Source organism: Chromobacterium sphagni, assembly GCF_001855555.1.
Lineage (GTDB): Bacteria > Pseudomonadota > Gammaproteobacteria > Burkholderiales > Chromobacteriaceae > Chromobacterium > Chromobacterium sphagni.
Genome location: NZ_MKCT01000065.1, coordinates 1 through 23,463, shown reverse-complemented (window position 1 = coordinate 23,463; position 23,463 = coordinate 1). Strand labels below are relative to the sequence as shown.

20 protein-coding genes are annotated in these 23,463 nt (G+C 63.5%); 12 read left to right on the top strand and 8 right to left on the bottom strand.

Translation table 11 applies throughout. The annotated features are described in order from the left end of the window. A partial coding sequence (locus BI344_RS19540; protein WP_193431011.1) for a cytosine permease occupies window positions 1-682 on the top strand: 682 nt, incomplete at its 5' end. A gap of 49 nt (window positions 683-731) precedes the next feature. Here BI344_RS19540 and BI344_RS19535 read toward each other — a convergent pair. Next, on the bottom strand, window positions 732-1,961 hold the full coding sequence (locus tag BI344_RS19535; RefSeq protein ID WP_071114484.1) for a M23 family metallopeptidase: 1,230 nt from the start codon (window positions 1,959-1,961) through the stop codon (window positions 732-734). A 344-nt stretch (window positions 1,962-2,305) separates the two neighbouring features. Between BI344_RS19535 and BI344_RS19530 the strand changes: the two genes are divergently transcribed. Beyond that, the gene (locus BI344_RS19530; protein WP_071114483.1) at window positions 2,306-3,631 is read left to right on the top strand and encodes a DUF3422 family protein; all 1,326 of its coding nucleotides are present in this window, start codon (window positions 2,306-2,308) and stop codon (window positions 3,629-3,631) included. 59 nt (window positions 3,632-3,690) lie between these two features. Here BI344_RS19530 and BI344_RS19525 read toward each other — a convergent pair whose 3' ends face one another. Together BI344_RS19525 and BI344_RS19520 are read right to left on the bottom strand one after the other, a co-directional pair. After that, window positions 3,691-5,160 (bottom strand): acyl-CoA-binding protein, encoded by a 1,470-nt coding sequence (locus BI344_RS19525; RefSeq protein WP_071114482.1) that lies wholly within the window; start codon window positions 5,158-5,160, stop codon window positions 3,691-3,693. Beyond that, a complete protein-coding gene (locus tag BI344_RS19520) occupies window positions 5,153-6,403 on the bottom strand; it encodes an MASE1 domain-containing protein (RefSeq protein ID WP_071114481.1) in 1,251 nt (416 codons plus the stop codon). Before BI344_RS19520 ends, BI344_RS19525 begins: the two co-directional genes overlap by 8 nt. Window positions 6,404-6,558: 155 nt before the next feature. Between BI344_RS19520 and BI344_RS19515 the strand changes: the two genes are divergently transcribed. The 8 genes from BI344_RS19515 (at window position 6,559) to serC (ending at window position 14,870) form a co-directional block, all read left to right on the top strand. Continuing rightward, window positions 6,559-7,308, top strand: a complete 750-nt coding sequence (locus BI344_RS19515) for an endonuclease/exonuclease/phosphatase family protein (RefSeq protein ID WP_071114480.1) — start codon at window positions 6,559-6,561, stop codon at window positions 7,306-7,308. 325 nt (window positions 7,309-7,633) lie between these two features. After that, window positions 7,634-8,371, top strand: a complete 738-nt coding sequence (locus BI344_RS19510; protein WP_071114479.1) for a methionine ABC transporter ATP-binding protein — start codon at window positions 7,634-7,636, stop codon at window positions 8,369-8,371. Continuing rightward, window positions 8,371-9,057 carry a methionine ABC transporter permease gene (locus BI344_RS19505; protein ID WP_071114478.1) on the top strand — a complete coding sequence of 229 codons (687 nt, stop codon included), beginning with the start codon at window positions 8,371-8,373 and terminating at the stop codon, window positions 9,055-9,057. The genes BI344_RS19510 and BI344_RS19505 overlap by 1 nt, the downstream gene beginning before the upstream one ends. A gap of 32 nt (window positions 9,058-9,089) precedes the next feature. After that, entirely contained in the window at window positions 9,090-9,899 is an 810-nt protein-coding gene (locus BI344_RS19500; RefSeq protein ID WP_071114477.1) for a MetQ/NlpA family ABC transporter substrate-binding protein, read from the top strand. 242 nt (window positions 9,900-10,141) lie between these two features. Next, window positions 10,142-12,748: a DNA gyrase subunit A gene (gene gyrA, locus BI344_RS19495; protein ID WP_071114476.1), complete on the top strand. Its 2,607-nt coding sequence runs from the start codon at window positions 10,142-10,144 to the stop codon at window positions 12,746-12,748. Beyond that, window positions 12,748-13,218, top strand: coding sequence for a PaaI family thioesterase (locus BI344_RS19490; protein WP_071114475.1), 471 nt, complete (start codon window positions 12,748-12,750; stop codon window positions 13,216-13,218). The genes gyrA and BI344_RS19490 overlap by 1 nt, the downstream gene beginning before the upstream one ends. Further along, window positions 13,215-13,655, top strand: a complete 441-nt coding sequence (locus BI344_RS19485) for a PaaI family thioesterase (RefSeq protein WP_071114474.1) — start codon at window positions 13,215-13,217, stop codon at window positions 13,653-13,655. Before BI344_RS19490 ends, BI344_RS19485 begins: the two co-directional genes overlap by 4 nt. A gap of 126 nt (window positions 13,656-13,781) precedes the next feature. Continuing rightward, entirely contained in the window at window positions 13,782-14,870 is a 1,089-nt protein-coding gene (serC, locus tag BI344_RS19480; protein ID WP_071114473.1) for a 3-phosphoserine/phosphohydroxythreonine transaminase, read from the top strand. 145 nt (window positions 14,871-15,015) lie between these two features. On the opposite strand, the gene BI344_RS19475 is transcribed toward serC, so the two are convergent. The 4 genes from BI344_RS19475 to fliD all read right to left on the bottom strand — a co-directional run bounded on the left by BI344_RS19475 (window position 15,016) and on the right by fliD (window position 20,159). Further along, window positions 15,016-17,454, bottom strand: coding sequence for an alpha/beta hydrolase family protein (locus tag BI344_RS19475; protein WP_083370302.1), 2,439 nt, complete (start codon window positions 17,452-17,454; stop codon window positions 15,016-15,018). A 107-nt stretch (window positions 17,455-17,561) separates the two neighbouring features. Then, complete coding sequence (locus BI344_RS24480) at window positions 17,562-17,987, bottom strand: S66 peptidase family protein (protein WP_158021094.1); 426 nt, start codon at window positions 17,985-17,987, stop codon at window positions 17,562-17,564. A 50-nt stretch (window positions 17,988-18,037) separates the two neighbouring features. Further along, window positions 18,038-18,550, bottom strand: a complete 513-nt coding sequence (locus tag BI344_RS24475) for an LD-carboxypeptidase (RefSeq protein WP_158021093.1) — start codon at window positions 18,548-18,550, stop codon at window positions 18,038-18,040. Window positions 18,551-18,770: 220 nt separating this feature from the next. Next, the gene (fliD, locus tag BI344_RS19465) at window positions 18,771-20,159 is read right to left on the bottom strand and encodes a flagellar filament capping protein FliD (RefSeq protein WP_071114471.1); all 1,389 of its coding nucleotides are present in this window, start codon (window positions 20,157-20,159) and stop codon (window positions 18,771-18,773) included. Between the two features lie 352 nt (window positions 20,160-20,511). Here fliD and cysD point away from each other — a divergent pair, with 352 nt between their 5' ends. Continuing rightward, complete coding sequence (cysD, locus tag BI344_RS19460; RefSeq protein ID WP_071114470.1) at window positions 20,512-21,438, top strand: sulfate adenylyltransferase subunit CysD; 927 nt, start codon at window positions 20,512-20,514, stop codon at window positions 21,436-21,438. Continuing rightward, a complete protein-coding gene (gene cysN, locus BI344_RS19455; RefSeq protein WP_071114469.1) occupies window positions 21,438-22,877 on the top strand; it encodes a sulfate adenylyltransferase subunit CysN in 1,440 nt (479 codons plus the stop codon). Before cysD ends, cysN begins: the two co-directional genes overlap by 1 nt. Before the next feature lie 150 nt (window positions 22,878-23,027). Here the strand turns inward: cysN and BI344_RS19450 are convergent. Further along, a partial coding sequence (locus BI344_RS19450; protein ID WP_277620464.1) for an organic hydroperoxide resistance protein occupies window positions 23,028-23,463 on the bottom strand: 436 nt, incomplete at its 5' end.

The window sequence follows — 23,463 nt, the reverse complement described above, 5'->3', positions numbered from 1 at the left end:
TCTGGGTTCGGGGCTGGGCGCGCAGATCGCCATGTCGCTGGGCGTGCTGGTAGCGGCGATAGGCGGCGCGGCCTTCCGCGGGCATGAGGTGGCTTACTTCGTAGGCCTGGGCGCCAGCGGCGCCATCGCCGCCGCGCTGTTCTTTTGCGTGGCTTTCGGCAAGGTCACCATTTCCACGCTCAACGCCTACGGCAGCTTCATGTGCTTCAGCGCCATCGCATCGTCGCTTGGCGGGCGGTCCGCAAACATCGGCCCGCTGCGGCGCTGGGCCACGGTGGCCGCGATGCTGCTGGTGTCGGTGTGCATCGCCATCGTGGCGCAACACAGCTTCCTGCCGCTGTTCAAATCCTTCCTGCTATTTTTGCTGGCCTTCTTCACGCCGTGGAGCGCCATCAATCTGGTGGATTTCTATCTGATTTCCGGCGGCAAGGCGGACCCGGCGGCGCTGGGCGATAGTCAAGGCCGGTATGCCGGCTATGCCTGGACCGGGTTGGCCGTGTATCTGGCGGGCATCTTGTCGCAGTTGCCCTTCATCGATTGCGTCTTCTTCACCGGTCCCATGGCGAAGGCCTTGGGCGGAGTCGACATTTCCTGGCTGGTGGGCTGGTTGGCGTCGGCGGAGCTGTACTGGCTGCAGGCCAGGCAGCGGACTCTGGAACCTGCCGCGTCGAAGTCTTCCTGATGCCGGCCGGGCCGCCGGTACCATCCGCTCCCGACGGCCCGGCCTTATGTCACCACAAGCGATTGGCCGATGGGCACAGTGGCACCACCGGCGCGTTGCTGCCGGTGTCGAGGAAGCCGTCGCTGATCCAATGCCCTGCATCGGTGCGGTTCCAGATGTCGGTGCGGCCCCATACTCCGTCCACCGCCTCGCCGCGCACATGGCATTGCAGCGCCAACCGTTCGCCGCGGGCGGCGCTGCCGCTTATCTCGGCGCTCAGGCTGGGCGCGCCGCGCAGGTTGACGCGGGCGTCGCCGTCTCTGGGCCTGGCTGTGCCGACGGCGCCGCCCGGCGTCGGCGCATCGCCGCTGCCATAATTGACCAGCCGGCCGCCCACAATCACCCGGCTGCCATTGCGCGCCGCATAGCCTTGGTAAGCGCGGCTGCCGGCGAAGAATTGCCAGCCGCCCAGCCATTTGCGGTTGACCGGCTCGGCCTGGCCCTGATGGATCAGCGAAAAGTGCACATGCGGCCCGGTGGTGCTGCCGCCGCAAGGCAGGCCGTTGCCTATCGTGCCCAGATACGCTCCTTTGGCCACCTTTTGTCCGTCCGCGACGGTGTTGAGGTTGATCATGTGGTAGTAGGTGGACGAGTAGCCGTTGTCGTGCACCAGCTTAACCAGCGCGCTGCCATTGCGCATGCAGCTCTTGTAAATGACGCCGGCCTGCGGCGCCAGCACCCGGCCATCGCCGCCGGCGAAGTCTACCGAATCATAAGGCTGGCTTTCGCCGCTGTAGCCATGCGCGCCGCCGGTCATGTTCCAGGCCGCGCCTTCCTTCCATGGCAGCCCCAGGCCGGTGGCTTCCGGGGCCAGTCTCTTGCTGCGGATCTCCTGACTTTGCCAGGCGCGTTTCTCGTCCTGGCTCAGCCAGCCGGCTGGCGCGGCGGACAGCAGCGCGGCGAAGTCCTTGCCGCCCTCCAGCGCCAGTTGCCACCCCTGGCCGGTTTTGCGCGCCAGGAACAGGCGGGATAGCGGAATGCGGTCTTCCGCCGTGACGCCGGCCAACACGGGCAGGGGCTGGGTGACCGCCCCCAGCGTCCAATCGCCATCGGCGCTTTCCCGGTTTACTTCCACCAGCGGCCTCTCCTGCGCACCTTTGGCCAATGGCAATTGCAGCGAGAAGGCGGCGATTGCCGCCTGGCGCAACGCGGCATCGGATGTCTCCATGGCGGCGTGGGCGGCGGTTGCGCCAAGTCCGGTCGACAAGATGGACAGATATGAAAGGGCGGTTTTCATCATCACGGGCTCCTTATAGGGTTCTGCGACTTGGCCAGCAGACAGGCTGTTGGCCTTGCGACCATATAAGCAGTGATTGCTATTTTCATCTGTCCTTAAAGAGGGGCGATCCGCGGGGAACCATTTTCCAGATGGGATCGGCGCCGCTTTCCGCCTGGATCCCAGGCCCGCAAGGCCGTCTTCGCAGGCGGCTTGGCCGAAAATGGCGGCGGATGCGCTCTGCGCTTATCGCCGTTGTCGGCGCGGAGTCGGGCGGGAGGTGTCAGCGAGGCATTTCAGACCACAAATGCTGCAATGCAGCATACGAGATACTATGCTGAAGCAGGCCACCCACCGGAAGCCGCGCCATGACCATTCCCCTTGATGCAGACGCCATTCGGCTGAACGAACACTCGCAACGCCGCCAACTGAACCGCGAGGCTCATTTGCGGCCATCGTTGCAAATCGCCGTCGGCGCCCGAGTCAGTTATCTCGCCTATCTGCATCGCCACCTCAGCCGGGAGCAGGAAAACTGGCTGTACCGGGAGCTGGCGATACAATTGGACATTCCCTGCCCGCCGCAAGACGATGGGCAATTCCTGCTGGAAACCTCCATCGGCCGCATCAAGTGGGAAAGACATGGCGAATTCTCCTCGTTGGCCATCATGGCTCGCGAAGGGGAGTCCCGTCCCTTCGCCAAGCCGGCCTTGCTGGCGCTGCCAGCAACCTGGCTCGAGTTGCTGCCGGGCAATGTGCTGGTGGCGGCGCATGCCGTGCTGCTGGGCCCCGGAGCCTTGCCGCTGCGGGTGGAGGACATCGCCGCGCAATATTTCAGCGGGCACGAGCTGGTTGGCGCGGAGATCGGCGACGGCGCCGGCCGCGCCTATACCGATTTCCACATTCATGCGGATGGCTTTTCCCGGTATGTGTTGGCGGACTTCTACATGGGTCGCCGCCAGGCGGCGCGCATGCTGTTCCGGCTGCTGGAGCTGGAAACCTACCGCATGCTGGCGCTGCTGGCCTTGCCGGTGGCCAAAACCATCGCGCCGGAGCTGGCCAAGGTGGACGAGGAACTGGCGGAACTGACCGGCGCGATGTCCATGGCCTGCGGGGAAAACGAACCGCAGCTGCTGCACCGGCTCACCGAACTGGCCGGCGCGACCGAAAATGCCCTGTCGCGCACGGACCATCGCTTCACGGCCTCGCAGGCCTATTACGAAATCGCGCGCAACCGCATCGTCGAGCTGCGCGAGAAGCGCATCCAGGGCCTGCAGCCGTTTCAGCAATTCATGGAGCGCCGACTGGCGCCGGCCATGGACACTTGCCGCGCAGTGGCGGCCAGGCAGCGCGAGCTGGCGGAGCGGGTCAACCGGGCCACGGCCTTGCTGCGCACCCGCGTGGACATCCGCCGCGAACGGCAAAACCAGGCGCTTCTCTCCTCGATGGAACGGCGGGCGGCGATGCAGCTGCGTTTGCAGCAAACCGTGGAGGGGCTGTCCATCGCCGCCATCACTTACTATGCGGCAGGCTTGGCCGGCTACCTGTTCAAAGGCGCCAAGGCCGCTGGCCTGCCGCTCAATGTCGAGATCACCACTGCCGCCATGGTGCCGGTTCTAGCGCTGGCGATCGCGCTGGGTCTGGGCAGGATGCGCGCCATGCTGCACCGCCAGGACGAGATCGGCAGAAGCCATTGACCCCGGAGGTGCCTGCGTGTGGTTTATGCCGTTCCGTCGCAACTCGATAAGACGGCAATTCAAACCGCCTGGGTGTCCGCGGCCTTCAGTTCTCCCACTAGCGCCACGTACTCCCGCATCGCTTGCTCGCGCGGCATGCCGCGGCGGCTTGTCCAGGCGTCATGCTTGGCGCGCCCCACCACATCCATCACGCTGGGACGCTCGCCGCTTGCGTCGCCACTGCTGCCCTGTTTGTAGAGCGCGTACAACGCCAGCAGGGTAGCGTTGTCCGGCGCCTTGCGCAGCGTGCGCGACAGCGCGGCGGCGGCTTCGAACGATTTCTCCGCCTCGGACGGGCCGTCCGGCAGCGGCGCGCCGCCAAAATGGCGGTCTTCCGCCTCGACGTCGTCCGGAAACCAGCGCGCCTCCAGCAGGCGGCCCTGGCGCATCCGCAGCGACAGCGCGCCCGGCGAGGCGAGCGTCCCGGCGCGCAAGACTGCGGGCAGCACTGCCATGTCGGCGTTGAGTACCGCGGCGCCGAAAGCGGTGAAGGAAACGTCGCTCTGCGCCGCACCCAGCAGCCGGGACAGCCCCTTGCCGCCGCGAAACGCGCCGCTGCAGCGGTTGCCGCCGGGCTGCAGCCAGGCGAAGTCGGGGATGCCGCGGTGGAACAGCGCCGCGAAGTCGCCGTGTTCCAGGTCTTGCCGCGCCAGGTCCAACAGCTCGCGCATCTGTTGCGCGCTCATGCCGGGGTCCGTCATCGCGGCGGCAGGTGTGGCGGCTTCGAAGAACTCCAGCACGTTTTTGCCGACGATCTCGCGGTCGTTGTCCACGCAGATCATGTGATAGCTGTCTTCCAGCACTACCATGCGCGCCAGGCCGGCGCGCTTGCCGCCGCCGATGCGCTCCACCAAATAGTGGGCGGAGCGCAGGCTGGTCAGTTCGTCCTGACGCGCATGCACCACCAGCGTGGGGCAGTTTATGCGTTCCAGCCCCTTGGCTACCTGAGCGCGCAGGCGGTCCACTTCGCGGATGCAGGCCAGCGGCACCCAGCCATAATGGAAGTTTTCGCCGCGGCGGAACTTGGCTTTGACGATTTCGCGCAGTTGCTCGTTCTTGATGCCGTAAGGCTCCTCTTCCGCCACCTTCATCCACGCCGGGACGCCGGGTATGCGGTACAGCAGCGGCCGCAAGCCGCGATACCAGGGCGTGGCCCAGCCATCGATGAAGACCGGCGGCGCGAGCGCCACCAGCCGCCCCTTGCCGTGGCGCTCGCGCTTGACGGTTTCCACCGCCAACAACGCGCCCATGCACATGCCCATCACATGCAGCACCTCGTGCTGGTCCGCAATCTCGCGGTATTTCAGCCGCACCGCCTCCAGCCAGTCCTCCATGCGCACGCCAACCAGGTCTTCGGGGCGGGTGCCGTGGCCGGGCAGGGTGAGCGAGTGGGTGACGAAACCGGCATTCTTCAGCCGCTTGTGCATGGAACCCAGGTCGTACTGGGTTCCGCCCAAACCATGGATCAAAAAGACGCCCGGCTCAGTCATCGATAGCCTCCGCGCGCAGCATGGCCACCACCTGTTCCACCTTGCCGTCGGCGCCGCGGATGCCTGCCAGATGCTCGCGCACCCGCAGCCGCCGGCCATCGTCCAGCCGCAGGGTATAGCTTTGCTCGCTTTCCGGCGCAATGCCTTGGGCTACGTCGCTCCAGACTGCCTGCGCCAGCCCTCGCTCAGCCGGGTCTATCCGCTCCAGCCATTCCTCCAGGCTGCCGATGCCGGTGCCCAGCTGGACGCCTTCTCCCCATACCGCCTGGCCGGTCACCGCGTCGTACTCCACGCTGGCCACCCTCAGCGCCCGCATGGTGCGTTCGTAGCGCAGCCTCCAGTCGCGGGCCTGGTCCAGCGCCAGCCAGCGGTCGCGGGCGAGAGCCCGCACCATGATCATGACGCCGGTCCAAATCGCCACAAAGGCCTGCGCCTCGACCACGGCTTCGCCGGGAAAGCCTTCCGCCACCGCGAAAGGCCCACCGCCATGCGCGCTGCGGCCAATGATCAATAACGAACCCAGCAGCATGGCCAGCGCGCCGCCGCGCGCGCCCCACAGCGCGGCGGACGCCAGCAGAAAGGGCATGGGCAGATAGGCCAGGGTGGCGGCGACATGGCCGTAGCGCTGTTCGATGTTGTCGGCGAACACCAGGGCGGTCGCCAGCAGAAACGCCAGGAAAGCCAGCCCGCCGGCCAGAAACTGCGGCATCGGCATGCCGCCGGAGCGGCGGATGCGGAAGCCGCGAAAGGCCGTGGCGACGGGGGCCAGCAGCAGCAGACCTATCGCGGTGGAAAAGGTCCAGGCGCGGCCTTCTTCCAGCAGATTGGCGCCGGGCCGCAGCCATTGCCACATCGGCATGGCCAGCAAGCCCCCCAGCGCGGCGGCGAACAGCGCGCCGGCGATCAGCAGCATCGCTCCGGCGCGGCGGTCCGGATCGTGGCCGCCCAGACGGGCGATCCAGGCGCCGGATGCCATACAGACCACCTCCAACCCTGCGAAAGCCAGCCCGCCGCCCAACCCCAGTCCATGCGCTGCCCAGGCCCAGACAAGGGAAGCGCCGGCAGCGCCGGCCAGAATCGCCGGCCACCACCAGCGCGATGAAACCAGCAAGGCGGCGAAAGTGACGCCGCTGCCGAGCCAGACCGGGGTGGTCAGGGTGGCGGCGTTGGCCAGTGAGCGGGACAGGATGGCCAGCGCCAGGAACAGCGCCGCCACCAGCAAGGCTTTGCGAATTTGCGGCATGAGAGTCACCTCGGTAGTCATGCATGCAGAATAGGCGGCAGCGATGCGGAGCGGCAAGGCAGGCTGTCTGGGGCAGGCTTCCGGTGCGGACGCCATCCAAGAGGTACAATACAGCCAAGGCCCAGAAAAGGTTTGAGCAACTGTCGGATTTTGCGATGAAATCGATTTCGGTGGTGACTTACAACATCCACAAGGGCATGTCGCCGCTGAACCGGCACGTGCGAGTGGACGATATGGCAGACGCGCTGGCGACGCTGGCGCCGGACATGCTGTTTTTGCAGGAAGTGCAGGGCAAGAATCTGGAGCGGGCGATACGGCACCACCGCTGGCCGGCTCAGCCGCAGCACCATTTTCTGGCCAACCGCTTGTCGCACCGGGCGGTTTACGGTTTGAACGCCGCTTATGACCATGGCCACCATGGCAATGCCTTGCTGACGCGCTTTGCGGTGCGCGAGTGGTGCAACCGCGATATCTCGGTCAACCGTTTCGAGAGTCGCGGCGTGCTGCAGTGCCTGCTGCAACCGGATGGCTGGCCGCAGCCGGTGGTGGCGCTCTGCGGCCATTTCAATCTGCTGGCGTTTGACCGCCGCAAGCAGTACCGCGGGCTGACCAGCTATGTGCAGCAGGCCATCGCCGAGCATTTGCCGCTGATCCTGGCCGGCGACTTCAACGACTGGCGCGGCGAGGCCAGCGCGCTGTTGTACCGCGAGCTGGGCCTGGAAGAGGCTTTTTTGCAGACCCGGGGCGCGCACGCGCAGAGTTTTCCGGCGCGCATGCCTATGCTGACATTGGACCGCATCTATGTACGCGGCTTGAAAGTGGAGGCCGCGCGGGTTTTGTCGGGCAAGCCCTGGTCTGGATTGTCCGACCACCTGCCTTTGTGCGCCGAAATCAGCCCGCTATAGCCGGCTGGCCGGCGATTTTGATAACTTAAAAATCTATATAAATAACTTAAACCTCATAATCAATAGCGTTTTTTGCAATAACGCGACGGTTGCTTATAATTTTTTAAAAGGCGGTTGACGCTAAGCGAAAAAACATGTTCAATCTCAATCAAATTTATCGCCGATTTGAACACAGCTTGCGGGCGTAAAACAGCTAAAGCGTGGGTAAACAGACCCCGTCATCGGACCAAACTGTTTACAAACAATCTCACGGACATTCCGAAGATTTCCACAGCAAAGCCCGCCGCAGCTATCGGTGGGCTTTGTGCATCTGGGAGTGTTTGGAATGATTCATCTGCAAAATGTCTGCAAGCGGTTTCGCAGCCCCGAGGGCGGCTGGTTCGACGCCGTGGCGGAAACCTCGCTGACCATCAAGGCTGGGGAAGTCTTCGGCCTGATCGGTTTCTCCGGCGCCGGCAAATCCACCTTGCTGCGCCTGATCAATCTGCTGGAGCGTCCGGACGCCGGCGCGGTGATCGTCGACGGCCAGGATCTGACCAGCCTGTCCGCCAAGCAGCTGCGAGCCGCGCGCCAGAATATCGGCATGGTGTTCCAGCAGTTCAATCTGCTGGCCAACCGCACCGTCGCCGGCAACGTCGCCTTTCCGCTGGAAATCGCCGGCTGGGGCCGCGCCGACATCGAAAAGCGCGTAGCCGAGTGCCTGGCCATTGTCGGCCTGGAAGACCGGGCCAACCACTACCCGGCCCAGCTGTCCGGCGGCCAGAAGCAGCGCGTCGGCATCGCCCGCGCCCTGGCGCCGCGTCCGCACGTGATCCTGGCCGATGAGCCGACCTCCGCGCTCGACCCCAAAACCACTCAATCCATCCTGGACTGCCTGAAAGACATCAACGACCGCTTCGGCGTGACCGTGGTGATCGTCACCCACGAAATGCACGTGGTGCGCAGCATCTGCCACCGCGCCGCGGTGCTGGACCAGGGCAGGGTAGTGGAAGTCGTCGATGTTAACAATCGCGAGGTCGAAGCGGATTCCGCGCTGGCCCGCTCGCTGCTGGAGGCCGCGTAATGGATGCTGCAACCCTGAGCGAAGCTCTGCAGAACCTGCAGTCGATGGCGCCTGAGATCTGGCAGGCCAGTCAGGAAACCGGCGTGATGCTAGGCATAGGCCTGGCTGCGGCCATCCTGCTGGGCGGCCCGCTGGGCGTGGTCCTGTACCTGTCCCAAGCCGGGCAGATGTTCGCCAACCGTTTCGTCAACGGCGTATTGAGCTGGCTGGTTAACCTGGTGCGCTCCTTCCCCTTCATCATCCTGATGGTGTCGCTAGTGCCGCTGACCCGCCTGTTGGTGGGCAGCACCATCGGCCCGATCGCCGCGTCGGTGCCGCTGTCTTTTGCCGCCATTCCGTATTTCGCCCGCCTGGTGGAGCAGACCTTGCGCGAAATCCCGCGCGGCGTGGTGGAAGCCGCCGAGGCGATGGGCGCGAGCCCCTTGCAGATCATTTTCAAGGTGCTGGTGAACGAAGCCCGCTCCGGCCTGATTTCCGGCCTCACCATCCTGACCATCAGCTTTCTCAGCTATACCGCGGTGGCGGGAGTGGTCGGCGGCGGCGGCATCGGCGATTTGGCCATCCGCTACGGCTATTACCGCTTCCAGACCGACATCATGGTGGCCATGGTGCTGATGCTGGTGGTGTTGGTGCAGATCATCCAGCTGCTAGGCAACCGCCTGGCGGCCAAGCTGGACAAACGTTGAGTTTCAGACGCGCAAATTTAAAGGAGAGAACAATGCGTAGATTCGTTATCAAGGCAGTTGCGGCATCGGTTGTGGGCCTGGCGCTGGCCGGCAATGTCCTGGCCGCCGATCCGGCCAAGAAGGAAATCGTCATCGGCACCACCGTGGGCGACTTCGGCGACATGGTGAAACAATCGATCAAGCCGCAGCTGGAAAAGCAGGGCTACTCGGTCAAACTGGTGGAGTTCACCGACTACGTGCGTCCCAACCTGGCGCTGCAGGAAGGCTCGCTGGATGTGAACGTCTTCCAGCACAAGCCTTATCTGGACAACTTCGCCAAGGAGCACAAGCTGTCGCTGAAGGAAGCGTTCCAGGTGCCGACCGCGCCGCTGGGCATCTATCCGGGCAAGTTGAAGTCGCTGAAGGACGCCAAGCCTGGCGTGACCCTGGCCGCGCCTAATGATCCGTCCAACTTCGCCCGCGCACTGGTGATGCTGAGCGACCTGGGCTGGGTGAAGCTGAAGCCGGGCGTCAACCCGCTGACCGCCTCCGAGCGCGACATCGCCGTCAACCTGAAGAAAGTGAAGATCATCCAGCTGGAAGCCGCGCAACTGCCGCGCTCGCGCAGCGATGTGGACTTCTCGGTGATCAACGGCAACTATGCCACCAGCTCCGGCATCAAGCTGACCGAGGCCGTTTACCAAGAAAAGAGCTACGCCTACGTCAACTGGGGCGTGGTGCGCGCCGCCGATGCCGGCAAGCCGTGGGCAAAGGATGTGATCGCCGCCTACAATTCGCCGGCCTTCAAGACCTTCACCAAGCAGAAATTCGCCGGCTACAAGCTGCCGCAAGGCTGGAACTGAGTTTTCTTGTAACACTCCTGGCTACAAGACTTGACGGAGGGCTTCGGCCCTCCTTTTTTGCGTCCGCGGCAAGCAGCGCCCATGCGGCCCAAACGCTTGCGGGGCGGGCATTGCCCCGGCCTTTCGTGGTAGAATGGAAAGATTGTCACATCTATCGGCTACACGTTGCCTGGGCGTAATTCAGCAAATACGACGCGCACCTGGCGAACGGTGGCCGGATCATCCTTACGAATCAAGACACTATGACCGATAACCTGTTCGCCAAGGAAACGATTCCCATCAGCCTCGAAGAGGAGATGCGCCGTTCTTATCTCGACTACGCGATGAGCGTGATCGTGGGCCGCGCACTGCCGGACGTGCGCGACGGCCTCAAGCCGGTGCACCGCCGCGTGCTGTTCGCCATGCACGAGCTGTCCAACGATTGGAACCGCGCATACAAGAAGTCGGCCCGTATCGTTGGCGACGTGATCGGTAAATACCACCCGCACGGCGACACCGCGGTGTACGACACCATCGTGCGCTTGGCACAGGACTTTTCGCTGCGCTACCCGCTGGTGGACGGCCAGGGCAACTTCGGCTCGGTGGACGGCGACAACGCCGCCGCCATGCGTTACACCGAAATCCGCATGGCGCGCATCGCGCACGAGCTGCTGTCCGACATCGAAAAAGAAACCGTCGATTTCGGCCCCAACTACGACGGCTCCGAACACGAACCGCTGATCCTGCCGGCCAAGCTTCCCAACCTGCTGATCAACGGCTCCTCCGGCATCGCGGTGGGCATGGCCACCAACATCCCGCCGCACAACTTGAATGAAGTCGTCGACGCCTGCCTGGCCCTGCTGGCCAACAGCGAGCTGACGATAGACGAGCTGATCGACATCATTCCGGCGCCGGACTTCCCGACCGCGGGCATCATCTACGGCACCGCCGGCGTCAAGGAAGGCTACCGCACCGGCCGCGGCCGCGTGATCATGCGCGCGCGCACCCATACCGAACCGATAGGCAAGGGCGACCGCGAAGCGATCATCGTCGACGAGATTCCGTATCAGGTGAACAAGGCGCGCCTGCTGGAACGCATCAGCGAACTGGTGCGCGACAAGCAGATCGAGGGCATTTCCGACCTGCGCGACGAGTCGGACAAGTCCGGCATGCGCGTGGTGATCGAGCTGAAGCGCGGCGAAGTGCCGGAAGTGGTACTCAACCACCTGTACAAGCTGACCCAGCTGCAGGACAGCTTCGGCATCAATATGGTGGCGCTGGTCGACGGCCAGCCGCGCCTGCTGAACCTGAAGCAGATTCTGGTGGAATTCCTGCGCCACCGCCGCGAAGTGGTCACCCGCCGCACCATCTTCGAATTGAAGAAGGCCCGCGAGCGCGGCCACATCCTGGAAGGCCTGGCCGTCGCGCTGTCCAACGTGGACGAGATCATCGCGCTGATCAAGGCCTCCGAAACCCCGCCGCAAGCCAAGATCGCCTTGATGGACCGCGTCTGGCGCTCGCAGTTGGTGGAAGAGATGCTGTCGCGTGTCGATCCGGACAAGGCCCGGCCGGAAGGCCTGGATGAAAGCTTCGGCCTGAAGACCGACGGCTACCGCTTGTCCGACACGCAAGCCCAGGCCATCCTGGAAATGCGCCTGCAGCGCCTGACCGGCCTGGAGCAGGATAAGATCGTCGGCGAATACCGCGACATCATGGCGGTGATTCTGGACCTGCTGGACACCCTGGCCCGTCCGGAGCGCATCAACCAGATCATCTCCGACGAGCTGACCGCCATCCGCGCCCAGTTCGGCGACCCGCGCCGCTCCGAGATCGAGCCTTACGGCGGCGACATCAACATCGAAGACCTGATCACCCCGCAAGACATGGTGGTGACCATCTCGCACAGCGGCTACATCAAGGCGCAGCCGATAGACGACTACAGCTCGCAGCGCCGCGGCGGACGCGGCAAGCAGGCCGCCGCCACCAAGGACGACGACTTCATCGAAACGCTGTTCGTCGCCAATACCCACGACTACGTGCTGTGCTTCTCCAGCCGTGGCCGCTGCTACTGGCGCAAGGTGTACGATCTGCCACAAGGCGGCCGCCAGAGCCGCGGCAAACCGATGGTCAACGTGCTGCCGCTGGAGGCGGGCGAGAAGATCAACGCGCTGTTGCCGGTCAAGGAATTCCGCGACGACCAGTTCATCTTCATGTGCACCGCCAACGGCACCGTGAAGAAGACCCCACTGGTGGACTTCTCCCGTCCGCGCACCGCCGGCATCATCGCGGTCAACCTGGATGACGGCGACAACCTGATCGGCGTGGCGCTGACCCACGGCGACGACCAGGTGATGCTGTTCTCCGACGCCGGCAAGGCCGTGCGCTTCAGCGAAACCGCAGTCCGCGCCATGGGCCGCAACGCCACTGGCGTGCGCGGCATGATGCTGGCTGACGATCAGCAGGTGATCTCGCTGCTGGTGAGCAACTCGGAGCAGCAGATGGTGCTGACCGCCAGCGACGGCGGCTACGGCAAGCGCACCTGCGTCGGCGACTTCCGCCTGACCAGCCGCGGCACCCAGGGCGTGATCGCCATGGACCTGACCGACAAGACCGGCCTCAAGCTGGTTGCGGCCAGCCTGGTGGAGGAAACCGACGACGTGATGCTGATCACCACCGGCGGCGTGCTGATCCGCACCAAGGTGGCGGAAGTGCGCGAAACCGGCCGCTCGGCCCAAGGCGTGCGCCTGATCAACCTGGACGATGGCGAAAAGCTGATCGGCCTGGAGATCGTGGCCGAATCCGAGGCGGAAGTCGACGTCGATGGTGAAGAGGGCGACGCCGCGGGCGCGGCGGAGCAGGGCGAAGCGTAATGATTCCGACCCCTGCCAACCCGCAGGTGCTGGAGGCGATGAGCGCGCTCTTCGTCTCCTTCCCCCACTGCGCGACGCTGGGTTTCGAATATGTCGGCACCGAGGGGCGCAAGCCCACGCTGAAACTGGCATGGCGCGAAGACCTGGTGGGCAATCCGACCTCCGGCATCATCCATGGCGGGGTGATCACCTCGCTGGTGGACACCTGTAGCGCCATCGCCGTGACTACCCAGTTGCCGGGGGCGGAAACCATCGCCACCCTGGATCTGCGCATCGACTACCTGAAGTCCGCCACGCCGGGCAAGGCCATCTACTGCACCGCCGAATGCTACCGGCTGGCCAGTCAGATCGCTTTCACCCGCGCGGTGTGCTATCACGAGAATCCGGCCGACCCCATCGCCCACGGCGTGGCCACCTTCATGCGCGAGTCCAGCCGTACGCCTATGCTTCAGGAGGAGGGCCGGCCATGAGCGAATTCATGCAACGCTTCGCCGAGCTGCGCGAACGCAAGGCCTTTGCCGAGATCGTGGACACGTTGCCCTATGTCAAGCTGATGGGAGTGGAACTGAGCGAGGACGACGCGGGCGAGTTGCGCTTCGACCTGCCGTTCGCCAAACGCAATGTCGGCAATACCGCCTTGCCGGCGCTGCATGGCGGCCTGATTGGCGGCTTTATGGAAAGCGCGGCGATCATACATCTGATGTGGAACCGCGAATCGCTGGAAGCGCCGAAGATAGTGGACTTCTCGCTGGACTACCTGCGCCCGGGGCGCCCGCAGACGCTGAGCGCCCAATGCGAAATCACCAAGCAGGGCAAGCGGGTGGCCCATGTGCTGATTGAAGCCTGGCAAGATGACCGCAGCAAGCCGGTTGCAGTGGCGCGCGCCCATTTTCTGCTGAGCAACTGAGCCGCCTGCGATGGCGGCTCAAGGAAAACCGGCGCATCCCTGGCGGGACGTGCCGGTTTTTTTATACACTCGTACTGACAGCCCAAGCCGGCTGACCCCAATACACGCAACAGATAAAGGATAGACATGGCCAAGGTGTACAACTTTTCCGCCGGTCCCGCCGTCCTGCCGCACCAGGTGCTGGCCGAGGCGCAAAGCGAATTGCTGGATTGGCATGGCTCGGGCATGAGCGTGATGGAGATGAGCCATCGCGGCAAGGAATTCATGAGCATCATCCATGACGCCGAGCACGACCTGCGCGAGTTGATGCAGATTCCCGCCAACTACAAGGTGCTATTCCTGCAGGGCGGCGCTTCGCTGCAATTCGCGATGGCGCCGCTCAATCTGCTGGGCGACAAGGCCAGCATCGACATCGTCAACACCGGCCACTGGTCCAAGCTGGCGATCAAGGAGGCCAAACGCTACGCTAAAGTGAATGTCGTGGCCAGCAGCGAGGACCGCAATTTCGGCTACGTGCCAGACGAGTCCGCCTGGCAGCGCGATCCCAAGGCCGCCTATCTGCATTACACCTCCAACGAAACCATAGGCGGGCTACAGTTTCCGCACATCCCGTCCACGCTGGACGGTGTGCCGCTGGTCTGCGACATGTCGTCCGACTTCCTGTCGCGCGAGGTGGATGTCAGCCGCTTCGGCATGATCTATGCCGGCGCGCAGAAGAACATCGGCCCCTCCGGCCTGACCGTGCTGGTGATCCGCGAGGATCTGCTGGGCAAGGCGAAAGCGGACATTCCCACCATGATGAACTATCAGGTGCACGCCGACGCCGACTCGATGTACAACACGCCCGGCACCTACCCCATCTATATCGCCGGCCTGGTGTTCAAGTGGATGAAGGAGCAGGGCGCGATCAAGGGCATCGCCACCCGCAACGAGGAAAAGGCCGGCCTGCTGTATCACGTGATAGACGGCAGCGAAGGCTTCTACTCTACCCATATCGAAGCGCCGTTCCGCTCCAAGATGAATGTGGTATTCAAGCTGAAGGACGAGGCGCTGGACGAAATATTCCTGCTGGAGGCGCGCAAGAACGGCCTGGTGCAACTGAAGGGCCATCGCGCGGTGGGGGGCATGCGCGCTTCCATCTACAACGCGATGCCGATCGAGGGCGTGAAATCGCTAGTCAACTTCATGCAGGATTTCGCCCGGCAGCATAGCTGAGATCGGAAACCATCCCATCCGGCCCTGATGGCGCGCGCTGTCAGGGCCGTTTTCATTTCTGGAGTCCTGACTGCGCCGTTATGCGCTGTCATTTCGGTCAGAATCCAAGGCGCCGTTGCGCGGCAGGAGCGGCGGGAACCCGCCGCTATGGCTGCGTTCCCGCCGGCCGCGGCTTGGCGTGCTTGACGTATTGATCCAGCCAGCGGTCTTCCTCCCACAACATGTGCAGGATGGATTCGCGCGCGCGGTAGCCGTGGCTTTCCGCCGGCAGCATCACCAGCCGCGCGGTGCCGCCCAGCCCCTGCAACGCCTGGTACATTCGCTCGCTTTGGATGGGGAAGGTGCCCGGATTGTTGTCGGCCTCGCCATGGATCATCAGCAAGGCGTCCTTGATCTGGTCGGCGTAGTTGAACGGCGACATGGTCTGGTACACATCCTTCGCCTGCCAGAAGTTGCGCTCTTCCGACTGGAAGCCGAATGGCGTCAGCGTGCGATTGAAAGCTCCGGATCGGGCAATGCCGGCGCGGAACAGCCGGGTGTGCGCCAGCAGGTTGGCAGTCATGAACGAGCCATAGGAATGGCCGCCGATGGCGATGCGGTCGCGATCGGCCACCCCCAGTTTCACCACCTCGTCCACCGCGGCCTGCGCGTCCATCTTCAATTGCGGCAGGTAGCTGTCGTTGGGCTCCTGGCTGCCTTCGCCGACGATGGGCATGGTGGGGTCATCCAGCACCGCGTAGCCGCGCGCCAGCAAGGCCTCCGGTCCCCAGTAGCCGATGCGGTTGAAACGGTACGGCGAGTCGGTGACCTGGCTGGCGGCGTCGGCGCTCTTGAACTCGGCGGGATACGCCCACATCAGCATCGGCAGCGGGCCGTCGCGCTTGGCGTCGTAGCCGGGAGGCAGGTACAGGGTGGCGGTCAGGTCCACTCCATCCGCCCGCTTGTAGCGTAGTTGCTGCTTGTGCACGCTTTTCAATTGCGGGGTGGGGTGGGCGAAGAAAGTCAGCTGACGCAGGCCGTCGTCCTGTCCCAGCGTTTTCAGATACAGATTGGACGGCTGCTCCACCTGCTCGCGGCTCAGCAACGCTTTCTGCCCATCCAGCACCGCCAGCGGCTGTTCGTACCATGGTGCCTTCGATCGCCACAGCCGGGCGCTTTGCTTGCTGTTCAGATCAAACTTGTCGATGAACGGGCGGTCGCCTTCCGGACTGGCGCCGTCGCCGAGCAGATACAGGCTGTGGCCGTCGGCGCTGGTTTGCAGCAGGGATTGTCCCTGGCCATTGCTGATCATCGCCGGTGCGCCCGGATCGGCGTAGCGGTCTTCCGATTTGCGGCTGTTCAGCAACTCGGCGGTTTTGCCGGGATGCCCGGGCTGGACGCGCCAGGTCTTGATGTCGCGGGTTTTCCACCAGTATTCGCTGACCAGGGCCAGATCGTCGCGGCCCCACTGGATATCGGCAAAGCGGCTGGCCAGCTCCTGCAGCTTGAACGGCGGCTGGGTGAACGGCGCCGCCTGAAGATACAAGGCATCCCGCACTTTGGCGTCTAGCGCCGGATCGCCGCCATCCTGGGCCTCAGCCCAGAACAGCGACGCTGGCGCGTCGGCGCGCCACTCCACCTCGCGCGGACCGCTTTCCACCGCATCGTTGCCGGACGGTAGGCGCTCCAGCAGCGGGCGCTGCGCCACCAAGTGCACGCTGCGGCCCTTCATGTCCAGCACCTCGATCCGTTGCGGAAAGCGGTCGATCGGCACCAGGGTGGAGTAGGGGCGCTGCAGGCGCACCGACAGCAGATACTGCCGATCCGGCGAGGGCTGCACCGCCAGGTAGCGGTCGGGCTTGCCGATATTGCGCACCTTGCCGTCCGCATCCACCAGCGCCAGCTGGCTGGTCAGCTCGTAATCGAGCAGATCGGCGTCGTACGGCGTTTTCAGCAGGTCCGGATACGTGCGGGTTTGCGACAACTTGCCGCCCAGGCTCTGCTGGATATTGGGGCCGGCAGGCGTGGTCGGCTTCTCTGGCGCCGCGCCCTGTCCTGCGGGGCGCAGCTTGACCAGCAATTGCTGGCCGGTCCAGGCAAAGCCGCGGCCGCTGCTGGCGTTGAGATGAAAGCCGCCCAGGCGGTGCGCCCGCGCCTTGGCGGCATCCAGCAGCCACAGCTCCACACCCTTGTCTCCCCACAGGCTCAGCGCCGCCCGCTTGCCATCGGGCGACCATTGGCTGTCGGCGATGCGGGGGCTGGCCGGCAGGCCGGCCACCGCGCGGCTCTTGCCGCTAGCGATATCCAGCAAAGTCAGCGCATTGCCGAACTCGAAGCGGCTGCCGGCGTGCATTCTGGGATTCAAGCGCAAGCCAGCCAGTCTCAACTCAGGCTGCGACACGTCCGCTATGCCGGGCAGGCCGGGCCTATGGGTTTGCAGAATGGTATCGCGCTGGGGATTGAGCGACTGCAAAGGCGTGCGCGGCGCGTCCACCAGTGCCGCCAGTTCGGGCGGAGGCGTCTGGTAGCCAGACTCCGCGGCAAGGCAAGGGGACAGCAAGCCGGCCAGAACCAGGCCGGCCAGAGGTTTGTGACGGATAGCCATGCAATCTCCAGATGAGGCAACGCTGCTGCCTGAGCGCAAAACAGTCAAACTGCACCAGCGACGCGCCCGAGTCAAGCGTTTGACATGGCATTATTCCGCCTCGGCGGTCAGGCCAGCTGCGTTCCGAGAATGGCCTCTGGCTGCAGGCCGGTAGGCGCAATGGTCGGGTAGTTGAAGAATTGCAGGCTCAGCCCGCCGCCATCGGCATCGAAGCGCGCCGGGTAGCCCAGCGGTAGCGTGGTCTTGTTGGCAATGTGGCCGAAGGGAATGCCGGTGAACACCGGCACGCCGCTGATGCGGCGCAGTTCGGCGACGACCGCATCGAAATTGTAGTGCGGATCGTAGACATCCTGATGCTTCTGCATCGAGAAGTCGCCCAGAAAGATGGCTTTCTGCCGCGACAGCACGCCGGCAAGGTGCAGCTGCTGCAACATGCGTTCCACCCGGTACGGTTGCTCGCCGACGTCCTCCAGGAACAGCAGGCCGCCCTTGATGTCCGGCAGATAGGGCGTGCCGGCCAGGCTGGAGAGCACGCTCAGGTTGCCACCCCAGAAGATGCCCTCTCCGCTGGCCTGGGTTTGCCCTATGGGAATGCGCAGGCTGCGTTGCGGGAGGTGATGGCGCTGAAGAACTCGTTGATGGTGTAGGAGCTGGGATTCGCCCCGCCGAAATCGGCCAGCATTGGGCCGGCGAAGCTGCCGACGCCGCTCTTGGCCAGCAGCGCCAGCTGGATGGCGCAGAAGTCGCTGTAGCCCACCAGCAGCGTGTGCGAATCCTTCAGCCGCGCGCCCAGGCGGGCAAAGTCGAAATGCGGCAGCAGCCGCATTGCGCCATAGCCGCCGCGCGCGGCCAGCGTCAGCGGGGGAAGTTGCGGCATGGACAGCAGGGCCTGCAAGTCGCCCAGCCTTTGTTCGTCGCTACCGGCAAAGCGTTGGTATGCGCGCTCCAGCGCAGCGGTGTTTTCCAGCTGGAAACCGGCCCGCTCCAGGCGCGGCAAGGCCAGCTGGCGCTGTTTCGCTGGCACGATGCCGGAGCAGGCGGTCAGATACAGGCAGACTTGGGTGCGGACGGCGGGCTGTGCGGTTTGATCGGGCATGGAGCGGCATCCTTGCAAAATGCCGACGCCGGTGCCGATGGCTAGCCATTGCAGCAAGTGGCGACGGGGGAGATTGATGTCTGGAGTCATGAAAATCGGACGTGTCGGCTGGCCATGAGTTCCGGCCAATCTGGCGGTGACGGGATTTGGACGAGTATACGCCAAAAGAAAAGGCGGCCTCCAGCCAAGGGGACCGCCCGCGAGAGGCAAGGGAGTCAGGCTATAGCAGGTTGGCCATGCTGCTTGATGCCTGCTCCATCTGCGACAGTTCGCTGTTGAGATTGGAGTATTCGGTCAGCAGGCTGCTTTGTTCGTTGGTGAGCTGGCTTTGCAACTGGCCTTGCAGCTGCTGCTCGGTCGTCACCTGCGAGTTGAGATTGTTCTGATCGATGGTTATCAAGCCGGTCGGTCCTAGCAGATTGTTGATGGCGGTGTTGAAGGTGTTGCCGACACCGGTATTCTGGGCGTTGCCGAACAGGTTCGACACCGCGGATGGGTTGGCCGTCAGCGCCGCGTTGAACGTAGTCGAGTTGAGCGCCAGCGTGCCGTCCGCGCTCTGGGTGATTCCCACCTGGGCGAGATAGGCGTAGGAATTGACCGGATCCGCTCCCGGCACCGGGGTGCCCAACATGTCCGCCAGTTGCTCGTGCAGGCCGGTCAGGTCGCTGCTGATATCAGTGTTGGCCGGGGCATTACCCACGGTGGTGGAGCTGCTGGTGGCGGAATTGGTCGCTGATACCACCTGGTTGTAGGCCGAAACAAAGCTCTGCAGCGTGGAGGTGATATTGGCGGTGTTCTGACTCATGTTGATCGTGACCTGGCCGACTTTCTCCAGGTTAACCGTGGTGCCGTTGATCACATTGGTGACGGCATTGCTGCTGGAGGAGACGTTGACGCCGTTCACCGTCATCAGCGCATTCTGGGCGTTGGTCGACTCTCCGGCTGCGATGCTGCTTTGCTGCAGGCCCGCCAGCGTGTTCCCGGAAGTGGAGCTGCTGTCCGTCCCGCCCGAGGTGATCGAGAATGCGTTGCTGGGGCCGGCCTGGGTGGAGTTCAGCACCAGCGAGTAATTGTTGTTGTATTGCACGATGGAGGCGGATACGCCAATGCCGGCGCCATTGATGCTGCTGGCGATGGAGGACAGCGAGGTCGGGTTGCCATTATTGCTGAGCTGCACGGTGCTGCTGGTGCCATTGACGCTGAACGTCAACGAAGAGGGCGCGCCGGATAGAGCGGCGTTTTCGTCGGTAATCGGCTTGCCGTTGGAGCCTTGGTCAAAAACCAGCTGACGGGACTGCGCCAGCTGCGACACGTTTAGCACATACGATCCGGCGGCGCCGCCAGTGGTGGCGGTGGCGGTGGCGATGGTGCTGTCGGAAGAGGTTGCGCTGAACTGCTGCAGGAAGGTTCCCGATGCCAATGTCGTAGCAGCGGACTGCAGGCTGGACAAGGCGGAGCTGACCTGACCCAGGGTGCTCAGTTCCGACTGGTAATTGCCGACCCGCTGCTGGCTTTGAACCAGCGGTTGCGAATCAGCGGCGACCAATTGGCTGACAATGGACTGCACGTCAAGCGGGCCGACGCTACTACTGATAGATGAAGCTGACATGACGTCGTCTCCCAAGCCCCTGCCTGATCTGCCATCAAACAGGTATGTTGCAAATTAGGGCCAATGAGCTGCCAAGCTGTCATCACGGACTGAGTGCTGCTGTTATTGTGATTCGCATCCGGTGGATGAAAACGGTTTTCTGAACTTCTATCGACCGGTTGGCCGACAACTTTAGCCGGTACGCCAGTTTTTCTAATATTACACGCCCGGCTGCGGCTTACGCGTCGTGTCTTGCTTATTCTTTGAATTCATTTTTTAAGATTTGCTAAGTTTATATTGATATATCCAATCGGTTTTGAACGCCTCAGGACATTTCCGGTAGATTGGCCTCATCAAAGAACGGGCTGCAAGCATGGATATCGATCAAGCAAGGCTGACTCACCTGCAACAACTGGAGGCCGAGTCCATCCACATCATCCGCGAAGTGGCGGCGGAATTCGAAAACCCGGTGATGCTGTACTCCATCGGCAAGGACTCCGCGGTGATGCTGCACCTGGCCAAGAAGGCTTTCTATCCGGGCAAGCCGCCGTTTCCGCTGATGCACGTGGACACCACCTGGAAATTCCGCGAGATGATCGCGCTGCGCGACAAACAGGCCAGGGAAAACGGCTGGGATCTGATCGTCCACATCAATCAAGACGGCGTGGATGCCGGCATCAATCCCTTTACCGCCGGCAGCGCCAAGCACACCGACGTGATGAAGACCGAGGGCTTGAAGCAGGCCCTCGACAAATACAAGTTCGACGCGGCCTTCGGTGGCGCGCGCCGGGACGAGGAGAAAAGCCGCGCCAAGGAGCGCGTTTACTCCTTCCGCGACAAGAACCATCGCTGGGACCCGAAAAACCAGCGGCCGGAACTCTGGAATATCTACAACGGCAAGATAGACAAGGGCGAGAGCATCCGCGTGTTCCCGCTGTCCAACTGGACCGAGCTGGACATCTGGCAATACATCTATCTGGAAAGCATCGAGATCGTGCCGCTGTACTTCGCCGCCGAGCGCCGGGTGGTGGAGCGCGACGGCATGCTGATCATGATAGACGACGACCGCATCCTGCAGTATCTGACTCCAGAGGAAAAGGCCCGCATCGAAACCCGCAAGGTACGCTTCCGCACGCTGGGCTGCTACCCGCTGACCGGCGCAGTGGAGTCCGGCGCCACCTCCTTGCCCGAGGTGATCCAGGAGATGCTGCTGACCCGCACCTCCGAGCGCCAGGGCCGGCTGATAGACCACGACAGCGCCGGCTCGATGGAAAAGAAGAAAATGGAAGGGTATTTCTAATGTCGCACCAATCCGAACTGATCTCCGGGGACATCCTGGAATACCTGCGCCAGCATGAAAACAAGGACATGCTGCGCTTCATCACCTGTGGCAGCGTCGACGATGGCAAATCCACTCTGATAGGCCGCCTGCTGCACGACTCCAAGCTGATTTTCGAAGACCAGTTGGCGGCGATAGAACGCGACTCGAAGAAGTACAACACCACCGACCAGAACATAGACCTGGCATTGCTGGTGGACGGCCTGCAGGCCGAGCGGGAACAGGGCATCACCATCGATGTCGCCTACCGCTACTTCAGCACCGACAAGCGCAAATTCATCATCGCCGACTGCCCGGGGCACGAACAGTACACCCGCAATATGGCCACTGGCGCCTCCACCAGCAACCTGGCCATCATCTTGATAGACGCCAGGCGCGGCGTGCAGACCCAGACCCGCCGCCACAGCCATATCGTCAGCCTGCTGGGCATCCGCCATGTGATCGTGGCGGTGAACAAGATGGACCTGGTGGACTATAGCGAAGACGTGTTCAACCGCATCCGCGACGAATATCTGACCTTCGCCGAACACCTGGACATCCCCGACATCCGCTTTGTGCCGCTGTCCGCGCTGCGCGGCGACAATGTGGTCAGCCACAGCGAGGCCGCCCCCTGGTATCAGGGGCCGCCCCTGATGCATCTGCTGGAAACGGTGCAGATCAGCCACGACGTGGCGCTGGACGTCTTCCGCCTGCCGGTGCAATACGTCAACCGGCCCAATCTGGATTTCCGCGGCTTCTGCGGCACGGTGGCGTCCGGCAGCATCCACCAGGGCGACCGCATTGTGGCCTTGCCCTCCGGCAAGCAAAGCCGGGTGAAAGAAATCGTCGTCTATGGCGGCAGCTTGCCCAGAGCGTCATCCGGCCAGGCCGTCACTCTGACGCTGGAAGACGAAATCGACATCTCGCGCGGCGACATGCTGGTGCGCGCCGACGAGGCGGCGCCCCATGTGTCGCGCAGCTTCGACGCCAACCTGGTGGCGATGGGCGAGGTGCCGCTGCGGCCTGGCAAGGAGTACGGCTTCAAGTTGGCTGGCAAATACGTGACCGGCCGCATCGAATCCATCCAGCACCGGGTGGACATCAATACGTTGGCCAATACCCCGGCCGAGGCGTTGGCGCTCAACGAAATCGGTCTGTGCCGCATCTCGCTCAACAACCCGGCAGTGTTTGATTCGTACCGGAACTGCCGCGGCAGCGGCAGCCTGATTCTGATCGACCGCCTGAGCAACGGCACCGTCGCCGCCGGCATGATCAGCCAGGCGGTGGCCGATGGCATGCAGGACAGGCTGACCTCCTGGCAGCAGTTCGAACAGGAACTGGCTCTGCTGCTGCACAAGCATTACCCGCAGATGACGCTGGCCGAGCTGGCGCAACGCCTGTCCGAAACCGCCAAGCCTTGACGCTTGCGGTCAGCGCCAAAGAAAACCGCCCCGGCATGCCGGGGCGGTTTTCTCTTGCGATGTCAGCCGGCCATCCATGATTTTGATATGGCTGATGTACGTCGGTTTCCGATGGGAGAGGCAGCCGGCTGCGGCCAGCCTGGGATGCCGCTACTTGACGGTGATGATGACTTCTATATTGCCGCGAGTGGCGTTGGAGTAGGGACATACCTGGTGGGCGGCGTCAACCAGATCCTGGGCCGCTTCTCGCGCCATGCCCGGCAGGCTGATATCCAACTGGGCGGCGATGCCGAAGCCTTTTGGAATCGGACCGATGGCAATGCTGGCATCGATGCTGGCATCGGCCGGAACGGCGATTTTTTTCAGCCCGGCCACATGGCGGATGGCCCCCATGAAGCAGGCCGAATAGCCGGCGGCGAACAGTTGCTCCGGATTGGTCGCGCCTCCTGCGCCGCCCATTGCCTTGGGCACGGCCAGCTTGACATCCAGCAGGCTGTCATCGCTGACTGAGCGCCCGTCGCGGCCGCCGGTGGTGTGGGCCTTGGCGGTATACAGCACTTTCTCGAGTTTTCCGGTCATATTCATC

Bases quoted from the DNA above. Each gene is read 5' to 3' on its own strand.
- BI344_RS19535 (WP_071114484.1), bottom strand. From the start codon at position 1,961: ATGATGAAAACCGCCCTTTCATATCTGTCCATCTTGTCGACCGGACTT.
- BI344_RS19530 (WP_071114483.1), top strand. From the start codon at position 2,306: ATGACCATTCCCCTTGATGCAGACGCCATTCGGCTGAACGAACACTCG.
- BI344_RS19525 (WP_071114482.1), bottom strand. From the start codon at position 5,160: ATGACTGAGCCGGGCGTCTTTTTGATCCATGGTTTGGGCGGAACCCAG.
- BI344_RS19520 (WP_071114481.1), bottom strand. From the start codon at position 6,403: ATGCCGCAAATTCGCAAAGCCTTGCTGGTGGCGGCGCTGTTCCTGGCG.
- BI344_RS19515 (WP_071114480.1), top strand. From the start codon at position 6,559: ATGAAATCGATTTCGGTGGTGACTTACAACATCCACAAGGGCATGTCG.
- BI344_RS19510 (WP_071114479.1), top strand. From the start codon at position 7,634: ATGATTCATCTGCAAAATGTCTGCAAGCGGTTTCGCAGCCCCGAGGGC.
- BI344_RS19505 (WP_071114478.1), top strand. From the start codon at position 8,371: ATGGATGCTGCAACCCTGAGCGAAGCTCTGCAGAACCTGCAGTCGATG.
- BI344_RS19500 (WP_071114477.1), top strand. From the start codon at position 9,090: ATGCGTAGATTCGTTATCAAGGCAGTTGCGGCATCGGTTGTGGGCCTG.
- gyrA (WP_071114476.1), top strand. From the start codon at position 10,142: ATGACCGATAACCTGTTCGCCAAGGAAACGATTCCCATCAGCCTCGAA.
- BI344_RS19490 (WP_071114475.1), top strand. From the start codon at position 12,748: ATGATTCCGACCCCTGCCAACCCGCAGGTGCTGGAGGCGATGAGCGCG.
- BI344_RS19485 (WP_071114474.1), top strand. From the start codon at position 13,215: ATGAGCGAATTCATGCAACGCTTCGCCGAGCTGCGCGAACGCAAGGCC.
- serC (WP_071114473.1), top strand. From the start codon at position 13,782: ATGGCCAAGGTGTACAACTTTTCCGCCGGTCCCGCCGTCCTGCCGCAC.
- BI344_RS19475 (WP_083370302.1), bottom strand. From the start codon at position 17,454: ATGGCTATCCGTCACAAACCTCTGGCCGGCCTGGTTCTGGCCGGCTTG.
- BI344_RS24475 (WP_158021093.1), bottom strand. From the start codon at position 18,550: ATGCCCGATCAAACCGCACAGCCCGCCGTCCGCACCCAAGTCTGCCTG.
- fliD (WP_071114471.1), bottom strand. From the start codon at position 20,159: ATGTCAGCTTCATCTATCAGTAGTAGCGTCGGCCCGCTTGACGTGCAG.
- cysD (WP_071114470.1), top strand. From the start codon at position 20,512: ATGGATATCGATCAAGCAAGGCTGACTCACCTGCAACAACTGGAGGCC.
- cysN (WP_071114469.1), top strand. From the start codon at position 21,438: ATGTCGCACCAATCCGAACTGATCTCCGGGGACATCCTGGAATACCTG.